Origin of the sequence: Pseudomonas sp. 91RF, assembly GCF_003576265.1 — a bacterium.
In the GTDB taxonomy this organism is placed as follows: Bacteria; Pseudomonadota; Gammaproteobacteria; order Pseudomonadales; family Pseudomonadaceae; genus Aquipseudomonas; species Aquipseudomonas kribbensis.
On the sequence record NZ_QWFC01000034.1, the window covers coordinates 60,418 to 80,867 of the forward strand.

General features: G+C 60.6%; 25 protein-coding genes. 12 read left to right on the forward strand and 13 right to left on the reverse strand.

Features of this window, described 5'->3' with window-relative positions:
- Nucleotides 1–124: 124 nt before the first annotated feature.
- Together DXT77_RS18635 and DXT77_RS18640 are read left to right on the forward strand one after the other, a co-directional pair.
- The gene (locus DXT77_RS18635; protein WP_119428717.1) at nucleotides 125–670 is read left to right on the forward strand and encodes a hypothetical protein; all 546 of its coding nucleotides are present in this window, start codon (nucleotides 125–127) and stop codon (nucleotides 668–670) included.
- A gap of 35 nt (nucleotides 671–705) precedes the next feature.
- Entirely contained in the window at nucleotides 706–867 is a 162-nt protein-coding gene (locus DXT77_RS18640) for a hypothetical protein (RefSeq protein WP_178083477.1), read from the forward strand.
- 55 nt (nucleotides 868–922) lie between these two features.
- Here DXT77_RS18640 and DXT77_RS18645 read toward each other — a convergent pair whose 3' ends face one another.
- Together DXT77_RS18645 and cysK are read right to left on the reverse strand one after the other, a co-directional pair.
- The gene (locus DXT77_RS18645; RefSeq protein ID WP_085710304.1) at nucleotides 923–1,861 is read right to left on the reverse strand and encodes an aspartyl/asparaginyl beta-hydroxylase domain-containing protein; all 939 of its coding nucleotides are present in this window, start codon (nucleotides 1,859–1,861) and stop codon (nucleotides 923–925) included.
- A gap of 187 nt (nucleotides 1,862–2,048) precedes the next feature.
- Entirely contained in the window at nucleotides 2,049–3,023 is a 975-nt protein-coding gene (cysK, locus tag DXT77_RS18650; RefSeq protein ID WP_085710303.1) for a cysteine synthase A, read from the reverse strand.
- Between the two features lie 128 nt (nucleotides 3,024–3,151).
- Here cysK and DXT77_RS18655 point away from each other — a divergent pair, with 128 nt between their 5' ends.
- Nucleotides 3,152–4,228: a DUF748 domain-containing protein gene (locus DXT77_RS18655; protein ID WP_119428719.1), complete on the forward strand. Its 1,077-nt coding sequence runs from the start codon at nucleotides 3,152–3,154 to the stop codon at nucleotides 4,226–4,228.
- Here DXT77_RS18655 and DXT77_RS18660 read toward each other — a convergent pair.
- The gene (locus DXT77_RS18660) at nucleotides 4,225–4,725 is read right to left on the reverse strand and encodes a helix-turn-helix domain-containing protein (RefSeq protein WP_119428720.1); all 501 of its coding nucleotides are present in this window, start codon (nucleotides 4,723–4,725) and stop codon (nucleotides 4,225–4,227) included. The genes DXT77_RS18655 and DXT77_RS18660 overlap by 4 nt on opposite strands.
- Nucleotides 4,713–4,943 (reverse strand): DUF4160 domain-containing protein, encoded by a 231-nt coding sequence (locus DXT77_RS18665; protein WP_119428721.1) that lies wholly within the window; start codon nucleotides 4,941–4,943, stop codon nucleotides 4,713–4,715. Before DXT77_RS18665 ends, DXT77_RS18660 begins: the two co-directional genes overlap by 13 nt.
- A gap of 200 nt (nucleotides 4,944–5,143) precedes the next feature.
- Here DXT77_RS18665 and DXT77_RS18670 point away from each other — a divergent pair, with 200 nt between their 5' ends.
- Nucleotides 5,144–5,989, forward strand: coding sequence for a MoxR family ATPase (locus DXT77_RS18670; RefSeq protein ID WP_119428722.1), 846 nt, complete (start codon nucleotides 5,144–5,146; stop codon nucleotides 5,987–5,989).
- Nucleotides 5,990–6,001: 12 nt separating this feature from the next.
- Complete coding sequence (locus DXT77_RS18675; RefSeq protein ID WP_007956512.1) at nucleotides 6,002–7,180, forward strand: VWA domain-containing protein; 1,179 nt, start codon at nucleotides 6,002–6,004, stop codon at nucleotides 7,178–7,180.
- Between the two features lie 36 nt (nucleotides 7,181–7,216).
- Here the strand turns inward: DXT77_RS18675 and DXT77_RS18680 are convergent, their stop codons facing one another.
- From DXT77_RS18680 to DXT77_RS18695, 4 genes are read right to left on the reverse strand one after another with little or no spacing between them, the layout of a single operon-like run.
- On the reverse strand, nucleotides 7,217–8,131 hold the full coding sequence (locus DXT77_RS18680; RefSeq protein WP_119428723.1) for a biotin-dependent carboxyltransferase family protein: 915 nt from the start codon (nucleotides 8,129–8,131) through the stop codon (nucleotides 7,217–7,219).
- The gene (locus DXT77_RS18685; protein WP_119428724.1) at nucleotides 8,128–8,832 is read right to left on the reverse strand and encodes an allophanate hydrolase subunit 1; all 705 of its coding nucleotides are present in this window, start codon (nucleotides 8,830–8,832) and stop codon (nucleotides 8,128–8,130) included. The genes DXT77_RS18680 and DXT77_RS18685 overlap by 4 nt, the downstream gene beginning before the upstream one ends.
- Complete coding sequence (locus DXT77_RS18690) at nucleotides 8,829–9,581, reverse strand: 5-oxoprolinase subunit PxpA (RefSeq protein ID WP_119428725.1); 753 nt, start codon at nucleotides 9,579–9,581, stop codon at nucleotides 8,829–8,831. The genes DXT77_RS18685 and DXT77_RS18690 overlap by 4 nt, the downstream gene beginning before the upstream one ends.
- A gap of 60 nt (nucleotides 9,582–9,641) precedes the next feature.
- The gene (locus DXT77_RS18695) at nucleotides 9,642–10,928 is read right to left on the reverse strand and encodes an MFS transporter (RefSeq protein ID WP_085710290.1); all 1,287 of its coding nucleotides are present in this window, start codon (nucleotides 10,926–10,928) and stop codon (nucleotides 9,642–9,644) included.
- 146 nt (nucleotides 10,929–11,074) lie between these two features.
- Here DXT77_RS18695 and DXT77_RS18700 point away from each other — a divergent pair, with 146 nt between their 5' ends.
- Nucleotides 11,075–11,986: a LysR family transcriptional regulator gene (locus DXT77_RS18700; RefSeq protein WP_119428726.1), complete on the forward strand. Its 912-nt coding sequence runs from the start codon at nucleotides 11,075–11,077 to the stop codon at nucleotides 11,984–11,986.
- A 34-nt stretch (nucleotides 11,987–12,020) separates the two neighbouring features.
- Here the strand turns inward: DXT77_RS18700 and DXT77_RS18705 are convergent, their stop codons facing one another.
- From DXT77_RS18705 to DXT77_RS18715, 3 genes are read right to left on the reverse strand one after another with little or no spacing between them, the layout of a single operon-like run.
- The gene (locus tag DXT77_RS18705; protein WP_085710286.1) at nucleotides 12,021–12,563 is read right to left on the reverse strand and encodes a DUF2937 family protein; all 543 of its coding nucleotides are present in this window, start codon (nucleotides 12,561–12,563) and stop codon (nucleotides 12,021–12,023) included.
- Between the two features lie 14 nt (nucleotides 12,564–12,577).
- Nucleotides 12,578–13,354, reverse strand: coding sequence for a class II glutamine amidotransferase (locus tag DXT77_RS18710; protein ID WP_003222625.1), 777 nt, complete (start codon nucleotides 13,352–13,354; stop codon nucleotides 12,578–12,580).
- Nucleotides 13,355–13,370: 16 nt separating this feature from the next.
- Entirely contained in the window at nucleotides 13,371–13,871 is a 501-nt protein-coding gene (locus DXT77_RS18715) for an MFS transporter (RefSeq protein ID WP_085710282.1), read from the reverse strand.
- Between the two features lie 99 nt (nucleotides 13,872–13,970).
- Here DXT77_RS18715 and DXT77_RS18720 point away from each other — a divergent pair, with 99 nt between their 5' ends.
- Together DXT77_RS18720 and DXT77_RS18725 are read left to right on the forward strand one after the other, a co-directional pair.
- Nucleotides 13,971–16,025 carry a S9 family peptidase gene (locus DXT77_RS18720; RefSeq protein ID WP_119428727.1) on the forward strand — a complete coding sequence of 685 codons (2,055 nt, stop codon included), beginning with the start codon at nucleotides 13,971–13,973 and terminating at the stop codon, nucleotides 16,023–16,025.
- 109 nt (nucleotides 16,026–16,134) lie between these two features.
- Nucleotides 16,135–16,608, forward strand: coding sequence for a cyclic nucleotide-binding domain-containing protein (locus DXT77_RS18725; RefSeq protein WP_119428728.1), 474 nt, complete (start codon nucleotides 16,135–16,137; stop codon nucleotides 16,606–16,608).
- On the opposite strand, the gene DXT77_RS18730 is transcribed toward DXT77_RS18725, so the two are convergent.
- Nucleotides 16,605–16,889 carry a hypothetical protein gene (locus DXT77_RS18730; RefSeq protein WP_119428729.1) on the reverse strand — a complete coding sequence of 95 codons (285 nt, stop codon included), beginning with the start codon at nucleotides 16,887–16,889 and terminating at the stop codon, nucleotides 16,605–16,607. The two genes, DXT77_RS18725 and DXT77_RS18730, sit on opposite strands and share 4 nt — an antisense overlap.
- 78 nt (nucleotides 16,890–16,967) lie before the next feature.
- Here DXT77_RS18730 and DXT77_RS18735 point away from each other — a divergent pair, with 78 nt between their 5' ends.
- The 4 genes from DXT77_RS18735 (at nucleotide 16,968) to DXT77_RS18755 (ending at nucleotide 19,197) form a co-directional block, all read left to right on the forward strand.
- Nucleotides 16,968–17,654 carry a hypothetical protein gene (locus DXT77_RS18735; protein ID WP_119428730.1) on the forward strand — a complete coding sequence of 229 codons (687 nt, stop codon included), beginning with the start codon at nucleotides 16,968–16,970 and terminating at the stop codon, nucleotides 17,652–17,654.
- Between the two features lie 49 nt (nucleotides 17,655–17,703).
- The gene (locus tag DXT77_RS18740; RefSeq protein WP_007944009.1) at nucleotides 17,704–18,075 is read left to right on the forward strand and encodes a YajD family HNH nuclease; all 372 of its coding nucleotides are present in this window, start codon (nucleotides 17,704–17,706) and stop codon (nucleotides 18,073–18,075) included.
- 192 nt (nucleotides 18,076–18,267) lie between these two features.
- Nucleotides 18,268–18,738 (forward strand): RNA methyltransferase, encoded by a 471-nt coding sequence (locus DXT77_RS18750; RefSeq protein ID WP_007958066.1) that lies wholly within the window; start codon nucleotides 18,268–18,270, stop codon nucleotides 18,736–18,738.
- 81 nt (nucleotides 18,739–18,819) lie between these two features.
- Nucleotides 18,820–19,197 carry a DUF2892 domain-containing protein gene (locus DXT77_RS18755; protein WP_119428732.1) on the forward strand — a complete coding sequence of 126 codons (378 nt, stop codon included), beginning with the start codon at nucleotides 18,820–18,822 and terminating at the stop codon, nucleotides 19,195–19,197.
- A gap of 3 nt (nucleotides 19,198–19,200) precedes the next feature.
- Here the strand turns inward: DXT77_RS18755 and DXT77_RS18760 are convergent, their stop codons facing one another.
- Nucleotides 19,201–20,430, reverse strand: a complete 1,230-nt coding sequence (locus tag DXT77_RS18760; RefSeq protein WP_119428733.1) for a hypothetical protein — start codon at nucleotides 20,428–20,430, stop codon at nucleotides 19,201–19,203.
- Nucleotides 20,431–20,450 lie beyond the last annotated feature (20 nt).

Below are 20,450 nucleotides of genomic sequence, written 5' to 3' on the forward strand. Positions count from 1 at the left end.
AGCCTGCGACATGGATTGCAATGAGTTGGGCAAAGGGCCGCTAGCGACAGGCTGGAAGCAGGCGCATAGGCTCATTAGCAATGGCAACGACCATCGATAGGGGACATGGAATGCGCGAGATCACATGCCAAGGGAACGGAATCATCTGCGGTATCAGTTGTACAAATCGCAAGCCAGGAAGCTTGCCCGCATTGCCACGACTCAACTCCAGATTGACCTGGAGATGGCTGGCCCCACAACTCTTGACCTGTCGAAAGTACGTTTCGAACCTATCGACTCGTTGGCGCTGAGTGCTTTTGAATGTTGGGAGAACCCGCATTTTTCATGGATAGACGTCATTGGATGGAAAGCACGCGAACCTCTCGCTCTCGACATCGCAATCTGGTTTGAATCTGAACTGTGCGGACTGTGTTTTGCCAACCCGAATAAAAGTCGACGACGCATTCGAATCGTACGTCTTGAGGGACGGCCAAGAGAACCCCATCCGTTGAAGAACCGTGTTGCACCGTTATCCGTTCTGGCTATCGAGCAATACGCCCGCATCATTGGAAGCAGTTTGATCGAGGCTCAACAGCCATTCCAGGGAGCAATACCCATTTACGAACAACTCGGCTTCGGTTTGGATAGCGAGGGTCGCCTTGTCAAAACAGTAGGGAGGCTAGTATTGTGAAAAGCGCTCAAATATTGATCAACCAAGGTGGGAACATGCGCAAAGAAATAAAAAAATCCCCCAGAAAGAAAAAAGCGCACGCAATGAAGTGTGACTCTGATCTGACGGTATTGACAGCCAGTCAACGGCAGCTCTTACAGATCATTGCAACAGGTACCGCTATCGATGAACCAAGCTTGCTGGCTGGCCGTCCCTGATTCAGAAAGAAAAAAACCGCTCAAACGAGCGGTTTTTTATTGTCTGCATCCAGCCTCAACCAAACAACCAATACCCCAGCAACGTCAACACCACCACTGCCAGCACTGGCCGCATCACACGGTAGGCCTTAGGATTGCGGCGTTTCCACTGCTTGACCACACCGCTGAACCGGTCGCTGAAGTTCTTGGTCCAGGCATAGGCCTGGTTGATCCCGCCGACGCGCTCGTCGTCGAGATTCTGCGGTGCGGTGGCGCGGCCCAGCCAGGCGCTGATGGAGCGGTTGATGCGGGTCATGAGGCGGTTGCTCAGCGGACGCTCGACGTCGCAGAACAAGATGACGCGAGTCTGTTCGGTTTCGTTCTTGACCCAGTGCACGTAAGTCTCGTCGAACATCACGTCTTCACCATCACGCCAGGCGTAGACCTGACCGTCAACGAAGATCCGGCAATCGTCGGAGTTCGGCGTCGACAGCCCCAGGTGATAACGCAGGGAACCGGCAAACGGATCACGGTGCGGGTTCAAGTGGCTGCCGCCCGGCAACAGCGCGAACATTGCACCCTTGACGTTGGGGATGGCGCTCACCAGAGCCACGGTTTTCGGGCACAGGGTCTCGGCCGATGGCAGCGGTTTGTCATACCACTTGAGGTAGAAACGCTTCCAGCCCTTTTTGAAGAACGAGCCGAAACCGGCGTCGTTGTTCTTCTCGGCGGCACGAATGTAACCCTCGTCGAACAGGTGCATCGCTTCGTCGCGGATGGTTTCCCAGTTGTCGCGCAGCACGTCCAGTTCCGGGAACTTGCTGCGGTCCAGGTACGGTTTGGACGGCACGCCGGAAAACAGGTACATCAAGGCGTTGTACGGAGCGAACAGCGCCGAATGGTTGACGAACTGGCGCAGCACCGGCAAACGCGCCTTGCCGCGCAAATGCACGTAGAGGATGCTGCTCACGAACAGCAGCAACACCAACACCTTGGCGGCCAACGAAAAGGTCATCAACGACTCCTTGAAAAAAGACAACGCCACGCCATGTCATTTACCCGACATGGCGGCCGGCCATGATAAACACTACCGGCTCCGGGAAAAACCCGCCCGACCCAAGATTCAGTGTTAAGAATTGCGCAATAAAGCACTAATTAACATAACGAGCCTGAACCCTGGCTGATCTGAATCAACGGGACGCTTACTGCTGATTCTCCTGATCGGTGAACAGATCGCTGAACAACATGCTCGACAGATAACGCTCACCGGAGTCGGGCAGCACCACGACGATAGTCTTGCCCTGCATTTCCGGTGTTTCCGCCAGGCGCACCGCCACGGCCATCGCCGCACCGCAGGAGATCCCGCACAGAATCCCCTCTTCCTGCATCAGACGCAGCGCCATGACCTTGGACTCCTCGTCGGTCACGCGCTCGACCCGATCCACCATCGACAAATCCAGGTTCTTCGGCACAAATCCGGCACCAATGCCCTGAATCTTGTGCGGGCTCGGCTTGATCTCTTCACCGGCCAGCGCCTGAGTGATCACCGGCGAAGATACGGGCTCCACCGCCACCGAGAGAATCGGTTTGCCCGCCGTATTCTTGATATACCGCGATACACCAGTGATGGTTCCACCGGTACCGACGCCCGCCACCAGCACGTCGATGGCACCGTCGGTGTCATTCCAGATTTCCGGGCCGGTGGTTTTTTCGTGGATGGCCGGGTTGGCCGGGTTGTCGAACTGGGCCGGCATGAAATATTTGCCCGGATCGCCGGCAACGATCTCGGCAGCCTTTTCGATTGCGCCTTTCATGCCCTTGGCAGGCTCGGTCAGCACCAGCTCTGCGCCCAATGCCTTGAGCACCTTGCGCCGTTCGATGCTCATCGAGGCCGGCATGGTCAGCATCAGTTTGTAACCGCGAGCGGCCGCCACGAAGGCCAGGCCGATGCCGGTGTTGCCCGAAGTCGGCTCGACGATGGTCATGCCCGGCTTGAGCTTGCCGCTGCTTTCGGCGTCCCAGATCATGTTCGCGCCGATCCGGCACTTCACCGAGTAACCCGGGTTGCGACCTTCGATCTTGGCCAGAATCGTCACGCCACGGGGCGCAATGCGGTTGATCTGTACCAGCGGCGTATTGCCGATGGAATGGGCGTTGTCAGCAAAAATACGGCTCATGGCTGGGTCCTTGTGCAGCGTTGAATTCAGCTCTCCAAGGTAAGCCTGTTGCTCCTGCCAGTCCAGTCGGGTCGAACGTCTGCAACCGCCAACAGTCAATCGCTGTACACCCTTCGGGAATCGCCCCTATGAAGCGTCGCTACCGCTGGCCATTGTGGATACTCGGCACCGTCGTCGTACTGCTGATCGCCCTGCACATCGCCCTGCCCTATGTCGTGCGCAACTATCTGAATGACAAGCTGGCCAACATGGGCGACTACCGTGGCCAGATCACCGATGTCGATCTGGCCCTGTGGCGTGGCGCGTACAAGATCAACGGCCTGAAGATCGTCAAGGTCGACGGCAAGGTGCCAGTGCCGTTCGTCAACGCGCCGTTGATCGACTTGTCCGTCAGTTGGCATTCACTGTGGTACGACCATGCGGTGGTGGCACAGGTAAAATTCTTCAAACCCGAGGTCAACTTCGTCGATGGTGGCGCCAACAAGCAGAACTCCCAGACCGGTAAGGGCACCGACTGGCGCGCGCAGTTGGGCAAGCTGCTGCCGATCACCCTCGATGAAGTGCAGATCCACGATGGCCGTATCAGTTTCCGCAACTTCAGCTCCAAACCTCCGGTGAACATGAACGCCACGAACGTCGAGGCGAGCATTTACAACCTGACCAACGTGGTCGACACCAAAGGCAAGCGCGATGCCCGCTTCGAAGGCAAGGCCCTGCTGCTCGGTCAGGCACCACTGGAAACCTCCGCCACATTCGACCCGTTGAGCAACTTCGAGGATTTCGAATTTCGCCTGCGGGCCCGCGACCTCGAACTCAAACGCATGAACGACTTCGCCTCGGCTTACGGCAAATTCGACTTCAACGCCGGCCACGGCGACGTGGTCATCGAAGCGCAGGCCAAAAAAGCCCAACTCACCGGTTACATCAAACCGCTGCTGCGCGATGTCGAAGTGTTCAACTGGCAGCAGGACGTGGAAAACAAGAACAAAAGCATCTTCCGCTCAGTCTGGGAGGCACTGGTCGGCGGCACTGAAACCGTGCTGAAAAACCAGGCCAAAAACCAGTTCGCAACCAAGGTCGAACTCAGCGGCAGCGTCCATCAGCAAGATATCAGCGCGTTCGAAGCGTTTTTGCAGATTTTGCGCAATGGATTCATTCAGGCTTTCAATGCCCGGTATGAGCGGCCGAAGCCGGATGCGGGTTAAGTTTTACGGTTGACGATGTAGCGCCCAGTGTCCTCTGCTGCGATCAGTGCAGGTTTTTCCTGCAACGAATCCCAACCCAGACAGGCCAGGGCCAATGACCGTGGCACGGGTTCCCGGCCATTACTGTAGCGACTGATGCTGCGGGGACTGACGCCCAACGCTTCGGCTGCCTCATTCAGCGGTAAACCGGTGCGAGCGCGCCAATCCATGAAGATCCGCGTGTTTTCGTCCGGTGCATTTTGCGCGAGCGCGTCCCGGTACAAGGTATCGGCACCAATCTGGATATCCGGCTCCAGCCATTCCACGCTCCAGCCGTCGTCGCCCAAGTCAGCGGTTGCGAACACTTCACTATCCAATAGCGGAGCGAGCCCGGGATAGGTTTGCAGATCGCGTCTCAAGTCCAGGTTCAGCTGTTGGCCATCAATAAAGGTCAGTGACAGGTGAGCATCAGCCAGTGCCTGAACTGCCGACAACCGTGGCCTCTTCATGGGTAACATCGTTTCCAGTCCTCCAGCAATTGCGTCTGATGGGCCGAAACCCACGCCAACGCTTCCTTGACGATCAGCGGCGGTGCCTTGCCCATCATGACCTCAACGGTTTCCAGGCTCAGCATCACATCCACTCCACCACCGGTCAGGTGAACATGGGGTGGCGGGTGATCCTTCTCGCGCAACTGAATGCGGTATTTTTCGCGAAATCGGTATTTAGTAGACATGCTCGAAGGCTATCGCCAAATCGGCGATACCTGAATACTGGCCTCGTGCCGAAACTGAGTCAACATGTGACGCCCCATTCAGAGACTGAATAAGCCGTCTGCGTTCACAGTCGACCGGGCCGCGCGTTATAGTCGGGCATCCGATTATTTCGCCCCCGCCCTGCCCGTTCAGGTCGGCGTTACCGTTCGAGGATTAGCAGATGAAGTTCGAAGGCACCCAGGCCTACGTCGCCACCGATGACCTGAAGCTGGCGGTCAACGCCGCCATCACCCTGGAGCGGCCGCTGCTGGTCAAGGGCGAACCGGGCACCGGCAAGACCATGCTCGCCGAGCAACTGGCCGAATCGTTCGACGCCAAGCTGATCACCTGGCACATCAAGTCCACCACCAAGGCCCATCAAGGCCTGTACGAGTACGATGCGGTCAGCCGTCTGCGCGACTCGCAACTGGGCAATGAAAAAGTCCACGATGTGCGCAACTACCTGAAGAAGGGCAAGCTCTGGGAAGCGTTCGAGTCCGAAGAACGCGTCATTCTGCTGATCGACGAAATCGACAAGGCCGACATCGAGTTCCCCAACGATCTGCTGCAAGAACTCGACAAGATGGAGTTCTACGTTTACGAGATCGACGAGACGATCAAGGCCAAGAAACGTCCGATCATCATCATTACCTCCAACAACGAGAAAGAGCTGCCGGACGCCTTCCTGCGCCGCTGTTTCTTCCACTACATCGCCTTCCCCGACCGCAGCACCCTGCAGAAAATCGTCGACGTGCACTACCCGGACATCAAGAAGGATCTGGTCAGCGAAGCGCTGGACGTGTTCTTCGACGTGCGCAAGGTGCCGGGCCTGAAGAAGAAGCCTTCGACCTCGGAACTGGTGGACTGGCTGAAACTGCTGATGGCCGACAACATCGGCGAAGCGGTGCTGCGCGAACGCGATCCGACCAAGGCCATTCCGCCGCTGGCCGGTGCACTGGTGAAGAACGAACAGGACGTACAACTGCTGGAACGTCTGGCGTTCATGAGCCGTCGCGGCACCCGCTAAGAGGCTGACGCCATGTTGCTCAACCTGTTCAATGAAATGCGTGCAGCCAAGGTGCCGGTCTCGGTGCGCGAGCTGCTCGACCTGATCAACGCGCTGAAACAGCGCGTGACGTTCGCCGACATGGACGAGTTCTACTACTTGTCCCGGGCGATCCTGGTGAAGGACGAACGGCATTTCGATAAGTTCGACCGCGCGTTCGGCGCCTACTTCAATGGCCTGGAAAAGCTCGACGATCACTTGCAGGCGCTGATTCCCGAGGACTGGCTGCGCAAGGAATTCGAGCGTTCGCTGACCGACGAAGAACGCGCGCAGATCCAGTCCCTCGGCGGCCTGGACAAGCTGATCGAAGAGTTCAAGAAACGCTTGGAAGAACAGAAGGAACGCCACGCTGGCGGCAACAAGTGGATCGGCACCGGCGGTACCAGCCCGTTCGGCTCCGGCGGTTTCAACCCGGAAGGCATCCGGGTCGGCGACGCCGGCAAGCGCCAGGGCAAAGCGGTGAAAGTCTGGGATCAACGCGAGTACAAGAACCTCGACGACTCCGTGGAACTGGGCACCCGCAACATCAAGGTCGCCCTGCGCCGCCTGCGTAAATTCGCGCGACAGGGCGCGGCGGAAGAGCTGGATATTGACGGGACCATCGACCACACCGCCAAGGATGCCGGCCTGCTGAACATCCAGATGCGCCCGGAACGACGCAACACGGTGAAGCTGTTGCTGCTGTTCGACATCGGCGGCTCGATGGACGCCCACGTGAAGATCTGCGAGGAACTGTTCTCGGCCTGCAAGACCGAGTTCAAGCATCTGGAGTATTTCTACTTCCACAACTTCATTTATGAATCGGTGTGGAAGAACAACATGCGCCGCACCTCCGAGCGCACCTCGACCCAGGACCTGCTGCACAAGTACGGCGCCGACTACAAAGTGATCTTCATCGGCGACGCCGCCATGGCGCCTTATGAAATCACCCAGGCCGGCGGCAGCGTCGAGCACTGGAACGAAGAGCCGGGTTACGTGTGGATGCAGCGCTTCATGGAGAAGTACAAGAAGCTCATCTGGATCAACCCCTACCCGAAGGACACCTGGGGCTACACCTCGTCGACCAATATCGTGCGGGATCTGATCGAGGATCAGATGTATCCGCTGACGTTGCGCGGGCTGGAAGAAGGGATGCGGTTTCTGTCCAAGTAATCCGCAATGGTTCCCCCGCCAATGGCGGGGGAACGATCAAAAGCGCTTCAGATACTCGACATGTTCCCGGTGCGCGACGTCCTGCACCACCGGGCGCAATCTGACTTTCGCCCCCGGCAGACACTGTGCCAGTCGGGCCAGCGCCAGCGGTGTCAACGCTCCCAATCGCGGATACCCGCCAATGGTCTGCCGATCATTGAGCAACACGATCGGCTGCCCGTCCGGCGGCACCTGCACCGCCCCCAGCGGAATGCCCTCGGAAATCATCGGCTGGCCCTGATACTGCAAAGCAGTGCCCAGCAAGCGAATGCCCATGCGGTCGGCACGACTGTCCAGCGTCCAATGACTGTTGAACGCATCGAACAGGCTCTGCCCGCTGAACTGACCGATCTGCGCACCGAGCACCAGGTCCAGTGGCGCATCGAGGCGCAGATCCGGTCGATGTTGCGCCGGGACCTCACGCACCAGCAGGGTTTCGCCCTGATAACTCAGGCTTGCGCCCTTGCTCAATGGCAAGCCGAATCCATCAAGGCCGCCAAGTTCCTCGCGCACCACCGTCGCACTGCTACCCAACACTTTCGGCGCACTGAAACCACCGGGCGCCGCCAGATAGGCCCGAGCCCCCAGCAATGGCTGGGTGAACTTCAAGGTCTGTCCTTTGCACAGTTTGAAACTGCGCCACGGCGCCAGCGCTTCACCGTCAATCTGCGCGCCCAGATCGGCACCGGCCAGCGCCAGCAGACAATCCTCTTGCGCCACCACCGCAAACCCGCCGAGGGTGATTTCGATCACCGGCAGATCCAGGCCATTGCCCAGCAGCCAGTTGGCCCAGGCCATCGACCGCCAGTCCGCCGCGCCGCCTTGGGTCACGCCCAGATGGCGCACGCCAAACCGCCCGGCATCCTGCAACAGGCACAGCGGCGTGCTCGCTTCAATCGTCAGTCGGCTCATGACAGTGCCTCCAGAGGTGTGTCATCACCGCCGAGGTTGATGAATTCTGCGTGACTCACCGCTTCGAAACGCACGGTATCGCCGGGCTGCATGAGGCTGTAGCCATCGCGCTCGCGGTCGAACAGTTTTTCCGGCGTGCGGCCGATCAGGTTCCAGCCACCGGGAGACACCACCGGATACGCTGCGGTCTGGCGCTCGGCGATACCGACGCTGCCGGCGGCGACTTTCTTGCGTGGTGTATTCAGACGCGGTGCCGCCAGGACCTCTTCCACCAGTCCCATGAAAGCGAAACCCGGCGCAAAACCCAGGGCGAATACCTGATATTCCCGGGCACTGTGGCGGCGGATCACTTCTTCCACCGCCAGCCCGCTGCGCTGCGACAACAGGCTCAATTCCGGTCCGACGCTAAGGTCGTACCACACCGGCAGCACATGGCACTGGCCACCGGTGCGCGCATTCGGCGACAGGTCGATCAAGGCTTCGGTAATCAATTCCCGAGCCTGAGTTGGATTCAATTCGGTCAGGTCGTAATGCACCATCAACGTGGTGTACGACGGCACCAGATCGATCAGATGCTCGCCGAACACCGTGCGCAACCGCTCGCTGGCGGCGAGCATCCACGGCATGTTGGTTTCGGCGATTTCATCGAACAGGCGCAACATCAGGCAATCCAGTGCCACCACTTCCACCCGCGGATTCATGGCGCGCTCTGCTCGTTCAAGGCTTGACGAATGCGCTGCACGGCCGCAACCGAACTGGCGTTGTCGCCGTGTACGCACAACGTGTTGGCTTGCAGGTGCAGCGTGCTGCCGTCGCTGGCGGTGAGATTGTCGCCACGTGCGATGGTCAGCGCTTGCCCGATGATGGTTTCGGAATCGTGGTGCACCGCGCCCGGCAGTTGTCGCGAGACCAGTCGGCCGGCGCTGTCGTAGGCGCGGTCGGCGAAGGCTTCGAACCACAGGGTCACACCGTATTCGTCACCGAGTTGCTGGGCGGCCGTATTGTCACGGGTGGCCATCAGCATCAGCGGCAGGCAGCGATCGTAAGCCGCGACGGCCTGAATCACCGCCCGCAACTGCGCAGGGTTGGCCATCATGTCGTTGTACATCGCGCCGTGGGGTTTGACGTAACTGACTTTGCCCCCCTGAGCACGGCAAATACCGTCGAGGGCGCCGATCTGGTAATGCAGGATGTCTTGCAGTTCCTGGGCGGTGTAAGCCATGGAGCGTCGGCCGAACCCCACCAGATCCTGATAGGCCGGATGCGCGCCGATCTGCACGCCGTGGCTCAGGGCCAGGCTGACGGTCTTGCGCATGATGCTGGGGTCGCCGGCGTGGAAACCGCAGGCAATGTTGGCGCAATCGATGAAGGGCATGACTTCCGCGTCCAGACCCATGGTCCAGCTGCCGAAGCTCTCGCCGATGTCACAGTTCAATAGCAGGCGGCTCACGGTGAACACTCCTGTAGCTTTTGTCTTTTTTTATCGTAGGGCGTTGTCGCAGGTTATCAGTTACTGCGCGTCCAGTTGCTTGCCACGGGTTTCCGGCAGGCTCAACGCCGCGAGGATCACCACCCCGTAGGACACTGCTGCGAAGGCACCAATGCCTACACTCAGCGGTACTTTCTGGCTGAGCAGCCCGATCAGCAGCGGGAATAACGCTGCCAGCGCCCGGCCGATGTTGTAGCAGAAGCCCTGCCCCGAGCCGCGGATCCGGGTTGGAAACAGTTCAGTCAGAAACGCCCCCATGCCACTGAAAATCCCCGAAGCAAAAAAGCCCAGCGGGAAGCCCAGCCACAGCATCACGCCGTTGCTGACCGGCAATTGTGTGTAGAGCAGAACGATGGTGAACGAGCCGACCGCGAACAGAATGAAGTTCTTCTTGCGGCCCAACAGGTCGGTCAAATAGGCGCTGATCACATAACCGGCGTAGGAACCGATGATCACCATCGCCAGATAACCGCCGGTGCCGAGTACGCTCAAGCCGCGCTCGTTCTTCAGAAAAGTCGGCAGCCAGGAGGTGATCGCGTAGTAACCACCGAGGGCACCCGTAGTCAGTAACGAGGCGCGGAACGTGGTGAAGAGCATGCCGGGGGCGAAGATCTCGTAGAACTTCGACGGGCTGTCAGGAGTTTGCTTGGCTTTCGCCTCGCGGTAGATCTCGGGATCCTTCACCAGACGGCGGACGAAAATCACGAACACCGCCGGCACGATGCCGAGGATGAACAGTGCGCGCCAGGCGTCTTCCGGTGGCAGCACCGAGAACAGCAGCGCATAGAGAATTGCCGTCAGCCCCCAACCGAGCGCCCAGCCGGATTGCACCATGCCCACCGCTTTACCACGATCCTTGGCGCGGATCACTTCACCGATCAGCACCGCGCCGGCGGTCCATTCGCCGCCGAATCCGAAGCCCATCAGGGTGCGGGCGATCAGCAGTTGTTCGTAGTTCTGGGCGAAACCGCAGAGGAAAGTGAAAAAGGCGAACCACAGCACCGTCAGTTGCAGGGTGCGTACGCGGCCGATGCGGTCGGAGAGAATCCCCGCCACCCAACCGCCGATGGCCGAGGCGATCAACGTGCTGGTGTGAATCAACCCGGCCTCACCGGTGGTTATGCCCCACATCGCGATCAGGGTCGGCACCACGAAGCTGAGCATCTGGGTGTCCATGCCGTCCAGACCGTAGCCGATCTTGCAGCTCCAGAAGGTGCGGCGCTCCTGCTGATTGATGTTGCGATACCAGTCGAACGGGCCGGGACGGGCCGTGGTCTTGGGGAGGTCGAGGGTGTCGGGCGCACTCATGGCATGTCTCCGCAGGCTTTTATTGGTCTTGTTCGAAGCTCCGACGACGCCTATCGTGGGAACCGGATGCGTCGATTCTTGGGTGCGTCACCCGGTCGCGTCCAACGAATAAAAACCCGCCCAAGACATAAGAAAAATTTGTTGCCATGAACCTGAAGTTTCTCGAGACCTTCGTCTGGGTCGCCAGGCTGAAGAGTTTTCGCCTGACCGCCGACAAGCTGTTCACCACCCAGGCTTCGATCTCCAGCCGGATCGCGGTGCTCGAAGGCGAGCTTGGGGTGAAGCTGTTTGTGCGGGATTCACGCGGTGTGAGCCTGACGCCGGAAGGCCTGAAAGTGCTGGACTATGCCGAGCAGATGCTCGACACGATGCAGGCGCTGAAGCAGTCCATCGAGACCCGATCGAGCAAGGTCGGCCGGGTGCGCATCGGGGTGATGGACACGGTGATTCACACCTGGCTCAGCCCGTTGGTGGCGCAGATGACCGATCTGTACCCACGGGTAGAAATCGAGCTGGTGGCGGATACCTCGCTGAATCTCTGCGATCAGCTGCAAAAAGGCTTTCTCGATCTGATCCTGCAAACCGATCTGGTGCGCCATGAAAGCGTGCGCAGTCTGGAGCTGGCCAGCCACCCTATCGGCTGGATCGTCGCCAGCAATTCGATCTACAACCGCGACTACGCAAACCTCGCCGACCTGGCGCAGGAACGGATCATCACTTATTCGAAAAACTCCCGGCCGCATCAGGACATTCTGGCGCTGATGCAGGCCCAGGGCGTGCTGGCGCCACGCTTGAACTGTGTGAACTCGGTGTCGGCGATCACCCGCTTGTTGCGTGATGGCTTCGGTATCGGCGCGCTGCCACCGGTGCTGGTGGCCGAAGAACTGGCGCGGGGCGAACTGACCCTGCTCGACATCGATCAACGGCCACCCGCTCTGCAAGTGGTGGTGTCATGGCGGGTCGGCGTGGAATGGGTCGAGGAGATTGTGACCCTGTGTCATCAGGTGCTGGAGGGGTATGCGCGCAAGGTGGGCACGGATTACATCGTTCTGAGTTGATCGTTCCCACGGCGTGGGAACGATGCATCGAGGTTTACAGCCCGCGCACATCCCGGTCTTCGATCGGCCGGCTCTGGCGCAGGCGTTTGCCGCCCAGCACCACCCAGTCGATCAGACGGAACAGGCATTCGAGGCCGAACGACAGCAGCAACGCGCCGCTCATGCCCCAGATCATTGCTTCAGGCGTCAGCAGGATCTGGTAGCTGTAGCCGTTCCAGGTTTCCTTGCGGATATCCGGATCGGCGGCCAGCACCACTTGCAGGAAGCGGATGTACCACGGCCCTTGCATCGCCTGGAATTGCTTGTCCAGCGCCAGCTGACGGTTGAGCAAGGTGCTCAGGCTGTCGGCATCGCTGCGAAACACCGGGTCTTCGCTGGCACGATAGTGAGCGACCAGTGCCTGCAGATCACCCTTGAAGAACTGCTCGGCAGTGCCCTGAAAGCCACGCAGACCGGTCTGCGCCTCGATCAGATGCGCTTCGACCCGCTTGGCGTAATCGTTGATGAATCCCGGCACCTGGACACCGATCAACAGGCCCGCCGCAAACAACACCAGCCGTAGATAACTGAGCAACATCGAGGAGAGATCCTTTATTCGGTCGTGCCCTGGCTGACGCATTCGCCGCGTCGCCACAGGCTCCATTGGCCCGGTTCGTAGCGGGTCCAGGTTTCATTTTCGGTCAGAGGTTCGGTGGCAATCACCGTAACCACGTCGTTGGGCGTGGTTTCGGCCTGGAAATCGACGATCACGTCGACGTCCTTGAGCCGTGCCGGGCCGAACGGTGCGCGACGGGTGATCTGTGCCAGTTTGGTCGAGCAATAGCAGAACAGCCAGTCGCCGTCGCTGAGCAGGCAATTGAACACGCCTTTACTGCGGTACTCGGCGCAGGCCGCGACCAGATCCGGCAGCAGCACTTCTATATCGACCGGCTCCGGAAACGCTGCACGTACACGGTTAAGCAAATCACAGAACGCCGCCTCGCTGTCGGTATCGCCGACCGGGCGGTAGAAACTCTTGATCGGGGTGAAATCGGCGAGCTGGCCGTTGTGCGCGAAGCACCAGTTGCGTCCCCACAGTTCGCGGACGAACGGATGGGTGTTGGACAGGCAGACCTTGCCGACGTTGGCCTGACGGATATGGCCGATGACCACTTCGCTCTTGATCGGATAACGCTGCACCAGATTGGCGACTTCCGACTCGCAGCTGGCTGCCGGATCCTGAAACAGCCGCAGCCCGCGACCTTCATAGAAGGCGATGCCCCAGCCATCGCGATGCGGACCGGTGCGACCGCCGCGCTGCATCAGCCCGGTGAAGCTGAACACGATATCGGTCGGCACGTTGGCGCTCATGCCCAATAGTTCACACATGTGCGGGCTCTCGTGATTACAGACGCGGCTCGACGCGTCCGCGCTGCGGATTGCTCGGCAGCGGTGGACGGCCGTAACGATCATCGCCGGCACCGCCGAACGGTTGATCGCCGTCACGCTCGTCTTCGGCACGGGCAGCGGCGCGGGCGGCCTCGGCCTGTTCCTTGCGCGCCTTCGAAGCGCGTTCGATCGGGAAGCGGATGAGCACGAAAATCAGGTACAGGCCGAACGCAATCATCGCGTACATGAGCAATTCGGAAATGGCCCGCCAGGCGTTGTTGCCGACCTTGAACGCCAGGTCCAGCGCCGTGATGGCGACGGCCGGGGCGAATTTTTCCTTCACCGGATCGATGATGGTCGGGCTGAACAGCAACACCGCCATCAAAACACGCAGCGGCTCGCGCAGCCAGCGCCACATCCAGCGGGTCATGCGCATCCACACCAGCAGGCAGCCAACAGCGGCAAAGGCGTAAAGGCCCCAGGCGATCAGATAGTCGTTCTCGGTCATGGTGTCCATGGCAAGGCAGGCAAAGAGGCGCTTATAGTAACGACTTTTCGCACATCAGGCTTCCCCGCCGTCCGTGCGGTCCTCATTTGTCATGTTCGAGAGCCCTCCATGCCCGTATCCGCCAACGTCACCAGCGCCCCGATTGCCCCCAAGGATGCCGGTGCCGACCCGTACGCCTGGCTGCAGGAACGCGACACCGACGCGGTGCTCGACTACCTCAAGGCCGAAAACGACTACCAGCAGGCGCAGACCGCCGATCAGGCAGAGCTGCGCGAAACCCTGTTCGAGGAGATCAAGGGCCGGATCCTCGAAACCGACCTGTCCCTGCCGTCGCCGTGGGGCCCGTATCTGTATTACACCCGCACCACGGCGGGTGACGAATACCCGCGCCACTACCGTTGCCCGCGCCCGGCCGACGACAGCCTGACCCTCGACGAAAGCCGCGAGCAACTGCTGCTCGACCCGAATGCCCTGGCCAATGGCGGCTTTTTCTCCCTTGGCGCATTCAGCATCAGCCCGGATCACCAGCGTCTGGCCTACAGCGTCGATGCCTCGGGCGACGAGATTTACACGCTGTTCGTGAAGGAACTGGCCAGCGAGCGCATCAGCGAACTGGAATTCCAGGACTGCGACGGCAGCATGACCTGGGCCAACGACAGCCTGACGCTGTTCTTCGGCGTACTCGACGACACCCATCGCCCGCACAAACTGTTCCGCTACCGCCTCGACGGCACCGCCGCCGAAGAGGTGTTTCACGAGCCGGACGGGCGTTTCTTCCTGCATTGCTACCGCGCCAGCTCCGAACAGCAATTGCTGTTGTCGCTCGGCAGCAAGACCACCAGCGAAGTCTGGGCGCTGGATGCCAATCAGCCGCACCAGCCGTTCACCTGCCTGGCGCCACGGGTCGAGGATCACGAATACGACGTCGACCACGGCAAGCTCGATGGCGAATGGACCTGGTTCATCCGCACCAACCGCGACGGCATCAACTTCGCGCTGTATCAGGCGCCGGACACCGGCATCGCGCCGAGCGAAGCCGACTGGCAGAACCTGATCCCGCACAGCGATTCGGTGATGCTCGATGGCGTGACCCTCAACGCCGAAGCCCTGACCCTGAGCCTGCGCGAAGGCGGGCTGCCGATCATCGAAGTGCGCCCACACGGTCTGGCGCCTTATCGCGTGCAATTGCCGGACGCGGCTTACAGCCTCTATGTGCAAAACAGTCTGGAGTTCGAAAGCGACCGCATTCGCCTGCGCTATGAAGCGCTGAATCGCCCGGCCCAGGTCCGGCAACTGATCCTCGCTACCGGCGAACAGGAAGTGCTCAAGGAAACCCCGGTACTCGGCCCGTTCGACGCCGACGCCTACGTCAGCCAGCGCCTGTGGGCCACGGCTCCGGACGGCACGCTGGTGCCGATCAGCCTGGTGATGAAACGCGAAATGCTCGGCAAACAGGTGCCGCTGTACCTCTACGGTTACGGCGCCTACGGTTCGAGCCTCGATCCGTGGTTCTCCCACGCCCGCCTGAGCCTGCTGGATCGCGGCATGGCGTTCGCCATCGCCCACGTGCGTGGTGGCGGTGAGCTGGGCGAAGCCTGGTATCGCGCCGGCAAGCAGGAGCACAAGCAAAACACCTTCAGCGACTTCATCGCCTGCGCCGAGTTCTTGATCCTCAACGGCATCACCACTGCGCCGCAACTGGCGATCAGCGGCGGCAGCGCCGGTGGCCTGCTGATCGGCGCGGTGCTCAACCAGCGCCCGGACCTGTTCGGCGTGGCGATTGCCGAAGTGCCGTTCGTCGATGTGCTCAACACCATGCTCGACCCGGATCTGCCGCTGACCGTCACCGAATACGACGAGTGGGGCAATCCCGAAGAGCCTGACGTCTACGAGCGGATCAAGGCCTACGCGCCGTACGAAAACGTCACTGCCCAGGCCTATCCCGCGACGCTGGTGATCGCCGGCTACAACGACAGCCGCGTGCAGTACTGGGAAGCGGCCAAGTGGGTGGCGAAACTGCGCGCGACCAAGACCGACAACAACCCGCTGCTGCTCAAGACCGAACTGGGTGCCGGCCATGGCGGCATGAGCGGGCGTTATCAGGGATTACGTGACGTAGCGCTCGAATATGCATTTGTTTTCAAGGTTCTGGGCATCGCCTGAGGAACTCCGCCGGTCACTTGGGTCTTAATTCCGGGCACTGGAAGCCGATAATCAAGTCGGCTCCCGGTGGCGAGCCTGTAACCCGAAACAACAAAAAGACCGCGATGACATGTCAGAACCGACCTTACTGAACAACGAAATCCGTGACTGGCTGATGGACTGCGGCCTGTTCGATCAATTGCAACTGGCGGATTTCGCCGCTGCCTCGGGCTACTTCAGCATCAGCACCGTGGCCGAGGGCGAGGCGATCTTTCGCGAAGGCGATGCCGGCAGTTTCATGTGCATCATCCACACCGGCCAGGTGGCCGTGCAGAAGACCGGCACTGACGGCCAGGTCATTACCATGGCCACTCTGCGCAGCGGTCGGGCGTTCGGCGAAATGGCCGTACTCGATGGCGAACGCCGCTCGGCGACCTGCGTGGCGGCGAGCAACTGTCAGTTGCTCAACCTCGGCAAGGACTCGCTGGAAAAAATGCTCAACGATGCGCCGAAGATCGCCGCCAAGATCATCCGCGCCCTCGCCGTTTCCCTCTCCAAACGCCTGCGCATGGCCGACGGCCAACTGGCGGCGCAACAGATCTAGCCGCCGGGGGATTTGGTTTTACCTTCGGGTTGTTCGATCCCCGGCACCGGCTGATCCTTGGACGGCGGGCTGGGCATCTCGATCGGCACCAGCGGTGGCCCGCCACTGCCGGAGCCGGCCTTGGGAATCGATACCGGACTGATCTGCGGATACGGCGTCGGCGTTGCGGTGCCGGGGGAACCCGGTTGCGGTGTCGGGTTGGCGGGAATCGTCTGCTGGGCCTGCACTGCAGTAATCGAGAGCGCGGCCAGGGCAATGACCGTTAGAATGGTGCGCTTCATCAAGGGCTCCGTTGCCTGAAGTCTGCTCTCAGGCTACTCCCAACGCGCCTGCTTGCCTTCCCCCCTGTAGAGATTTCCATGAAACGTTTCGTTCTGCTCGACACCACGCCGATCCCTGACAACGGCGGCGCCCTGTGCCTGTTCGAGTATGGCGAGGACTTTGTCATCAAGATCCAGGGCGGCGATGGCGGGCAATTGATGAACACCCGCATGCACGGTTCCGAAGACGCATTGGCCGAGATCCCCTGCCGCAAGGTTGCCGGTCGGCCGGACTCGCGGGTGCTGATCGGCGGCTTGGGCATGGGCTTCACACTCGCCTCCGCGCTCAAGCATCTGGGCAAGAGCGCCGAAGTGGTGGTCGCCGAACTGGTGCCCGGCGTCGTCGAGTGGAACCGTGGCCCGCTCGGTGAAAAGTCCGGACGCCCGCTGCTCGACCCACGCACGGTGATCCGTCAGGAAGACGTGGCCAAGGTGCTGCAAAGCGAGCCGAACGGTTTCGACGCGATCATGCTCGACGTCGACAACGGCCCCGAAGGCCTGACCCAGCGGTCCAACAGCTGGTTGTATTCCGCCGCCGGTCTGGCCGCTTGTGCCAGGGCGATGCGGCCCAAAGGCGTGCTGGCGGTGTGGTCGGCCAGCGCCGACCGGCAGTTTTCCGACAAATTGAATAAGGCCGGTTTCAAGGCCGAGGAAGTGCAGGTCTTCGCCCACGGCAACAAGGGCACCCGCCACACGATCTGGATTGCCGAGAAGCTCAAGGGCTGAGCTAAACTTGCGTCATAACCGTCATTAGTCTTTCTACAAAGGTGAACCCATGAGTTCGTCCACCCCGACCAACACTTCGAAGCTGGATCGCATCCTCGCCGATAACCAGCGCGACAAGGAAATGGGCTACCGCGACAAGGCCCTGAAAATGTACCCGCACGTGTGCGGCCGCTGCGCCCGTGAGTTTTCCGGCAAGCGCCTGAGCGAGCTGACCGTGCATCACCGCGATCACAACCACGACAACAACCCGCAGGACGGTTCCAACTGGGAACTGTTGTGCCTGTACTGCCACGACAACGAACACTCGCGCTACACCGACCAGCAGTATTTCGGCGAAGGCTCCCTGAGCACGCCGAAAATCGCCAAGGCCACGCACAACCCGTTTGCGGCGCTGGCCGGCCTGATGAAAAAAGAAGACTGAAGATCTTCAGCGTCTGACCCGGCCCTTTCGCGAGCAGGCTCGCTCCCACATTGCTTTTGTGTACGACACCGATCAACTGTGGGAGCGAGCCTGCTCGCGAAGGCGGCCTGGCAGACACCGCCAATCTCAAACTGAACACCCCTCCCCCAATCCCCGTATAATCGCCCTCTTTTTACCGAAGGCACCCCGCTCGTGGCAGACAAACGGTACAGCTGCATTGGTTTGTATAACCCCAAATCACCGGAAAACGTCGGTTCGGTGATGCGCGCCGCAGGCTGCTATGGCGTGTCGACCGTGTTCTACACCGGCAAGCGCTATGAACGCGCCGCCGATTTCGTCACCGACACCAAGCGCGTGCACTACGACATCCCGCTGATCGGCATCGACGACCTGAAAAAGATCCTCCCGCTCAATTGCGTCCCGGTCGCCGTGGAACTGGTCGACGGTGCCCGCCCATTGCCGGAATACACCCACCCGGATCGCGCCCTGTACATTTTCGGCCCAGAAGACGGCTCGCTGGATCAGGAAATCCGCGACTGGTGCGAAGACGTCGTGTACATCCCGACCACCGGTTGCATGAACCTCGCCGCCACGGTCAACGTCGTGCTCTACGACCGCATGGCCAAAGGCCTGAACACCCGTTCCGGACCGAAATTCCGCTGAAACGCCGCACATCCGATGGAACGAGCTGACCGCCCACGCAGTCAGCTTGTTTATCCATCACTCATTGCCTGGAGAAAGATCATGACCGAGCTCAAACGCGTCGAGCGTATCGAATCCACCCCGTTCCAGACCCGTTCCGAACAGAACGTCGAAGGCTGGGAACGCATCGGCTCGCTGGCCGGCGGCGTGATCATGGTCGGCAAGGGCCTGCGCCGTGGCGGCGTGTTCGGGCTTATCCAGGTGGCAATTGGCGGCGTGGCCATGGCCCGTGGCATCACAGGCCACAGTTCGATGAAAAGCCTGCTGGAGAAAAGCCGTCAGGACATGAACAACGTGCGCACGAAGATCGAGCGCGCCGGTGAAGAGCTGAGCAAGCTCAAAGCCAATGCCGAAGCGGCGACCAAAACCGCCACCGTGACCGGTAATGACTCGGTGAAGTCGCCCAAAGCCGGGGTCTGATCGCTACTGAAGCAACCCGGAATCAAGCACCTTGGACGACTCGCCGATGACACTCTCGGCGAGTTGCACAAACGCCTTGGTATCCACCGTCCCCAGATGCATCGCCCCGCGCAGCACATCATCCAGCGAGCGCTTGTTGCGGGTCTTCAGACGGATCTCGCGATCCAGTTCCTGTAACAGCAGAACCGCTTTGGAGGCCTGCGCCGGGCTGATCTGCTCGCCGCGCAACGTCGTCACTTTCTGGCTGTCCTTCGCCAGTTTCACCTGATACGCCTGATAACGTTCGTCGCTCATGCCACCAGCACGGCGCACCAGTTCGACGGCGTAGTACTCGGCGAAACCTTCCTTGATCCAGTCACTGCGCTGCTCGTCGTTGATCCGCCCGAACACCTGCGCCAATTCCCGAACCAAAGGGCTGCTGCCGCTTTCGCTGACCAGCGGCAACCGCGTGTTGAGGTAGATCGACTCCCGCGCCGCCAGGCTGCCGCGCCACATCGGGTCGTTGGCACCGACAATCAGCAGTTTGCTCGGATGGCGGGGAAACACCGCTTGCACCTGCGGCCAGACGAAGGTCAGCAGCGTCAGCACATCCATCCGGCGCATGCCCTGCCCTTGGGGCGACGCCACGGTGACTTCGGTTTCACCCAGCCGCGTGCGGCGACTGCCGAGATGACCGGCGAGCATCCAGCCGGTGGGCCGGTCGAACAGGCGTGACGGATTGTCGATGCGGAATTTGTTCTTGCCGATGCGCGGCCAGGCGGTTTCGACGCTTTTCCAGCCGTCGGGCAGTTCGAATTGCAGGCGTGAGACCAGTTCGATGCCGTCCTGCTGATCGAGCTTCGCCGGCGGCACCAGTTCATCGCCGCGCATCAGCGCCCAGGTCGGGGTCATGCGCGTGTCGAAGCTGCCGTTCTTGCGGCCGTGGCTGATGCGTACGCGGTAGGTCAGGCTGGCCTTGTCCGCCGTCGGACGCCACACGCCGCGCGCCTGCTGGCCCGGCGTCAGTTGCCATTGGCCGTCGGCCTTGAAGTCGCTGTAGTGGCTGCCGTCGCCGAGGTCGAAATCCAGGCTGCGCACGGCATCGCCCTTGGCCAGGGTCAGGCGCACTTCCGCCTGATCGCTTTGCGGCAACAGGCGCACGCGGTAATCCAGATCGACCTTCTTCGCCGCCCACACCGGCGCGCTCAGCATCAGCAGTCCGACGATCAGCGTCCGGCGCAATCCCACAGCCATACACACTCCTTGTTGAAACT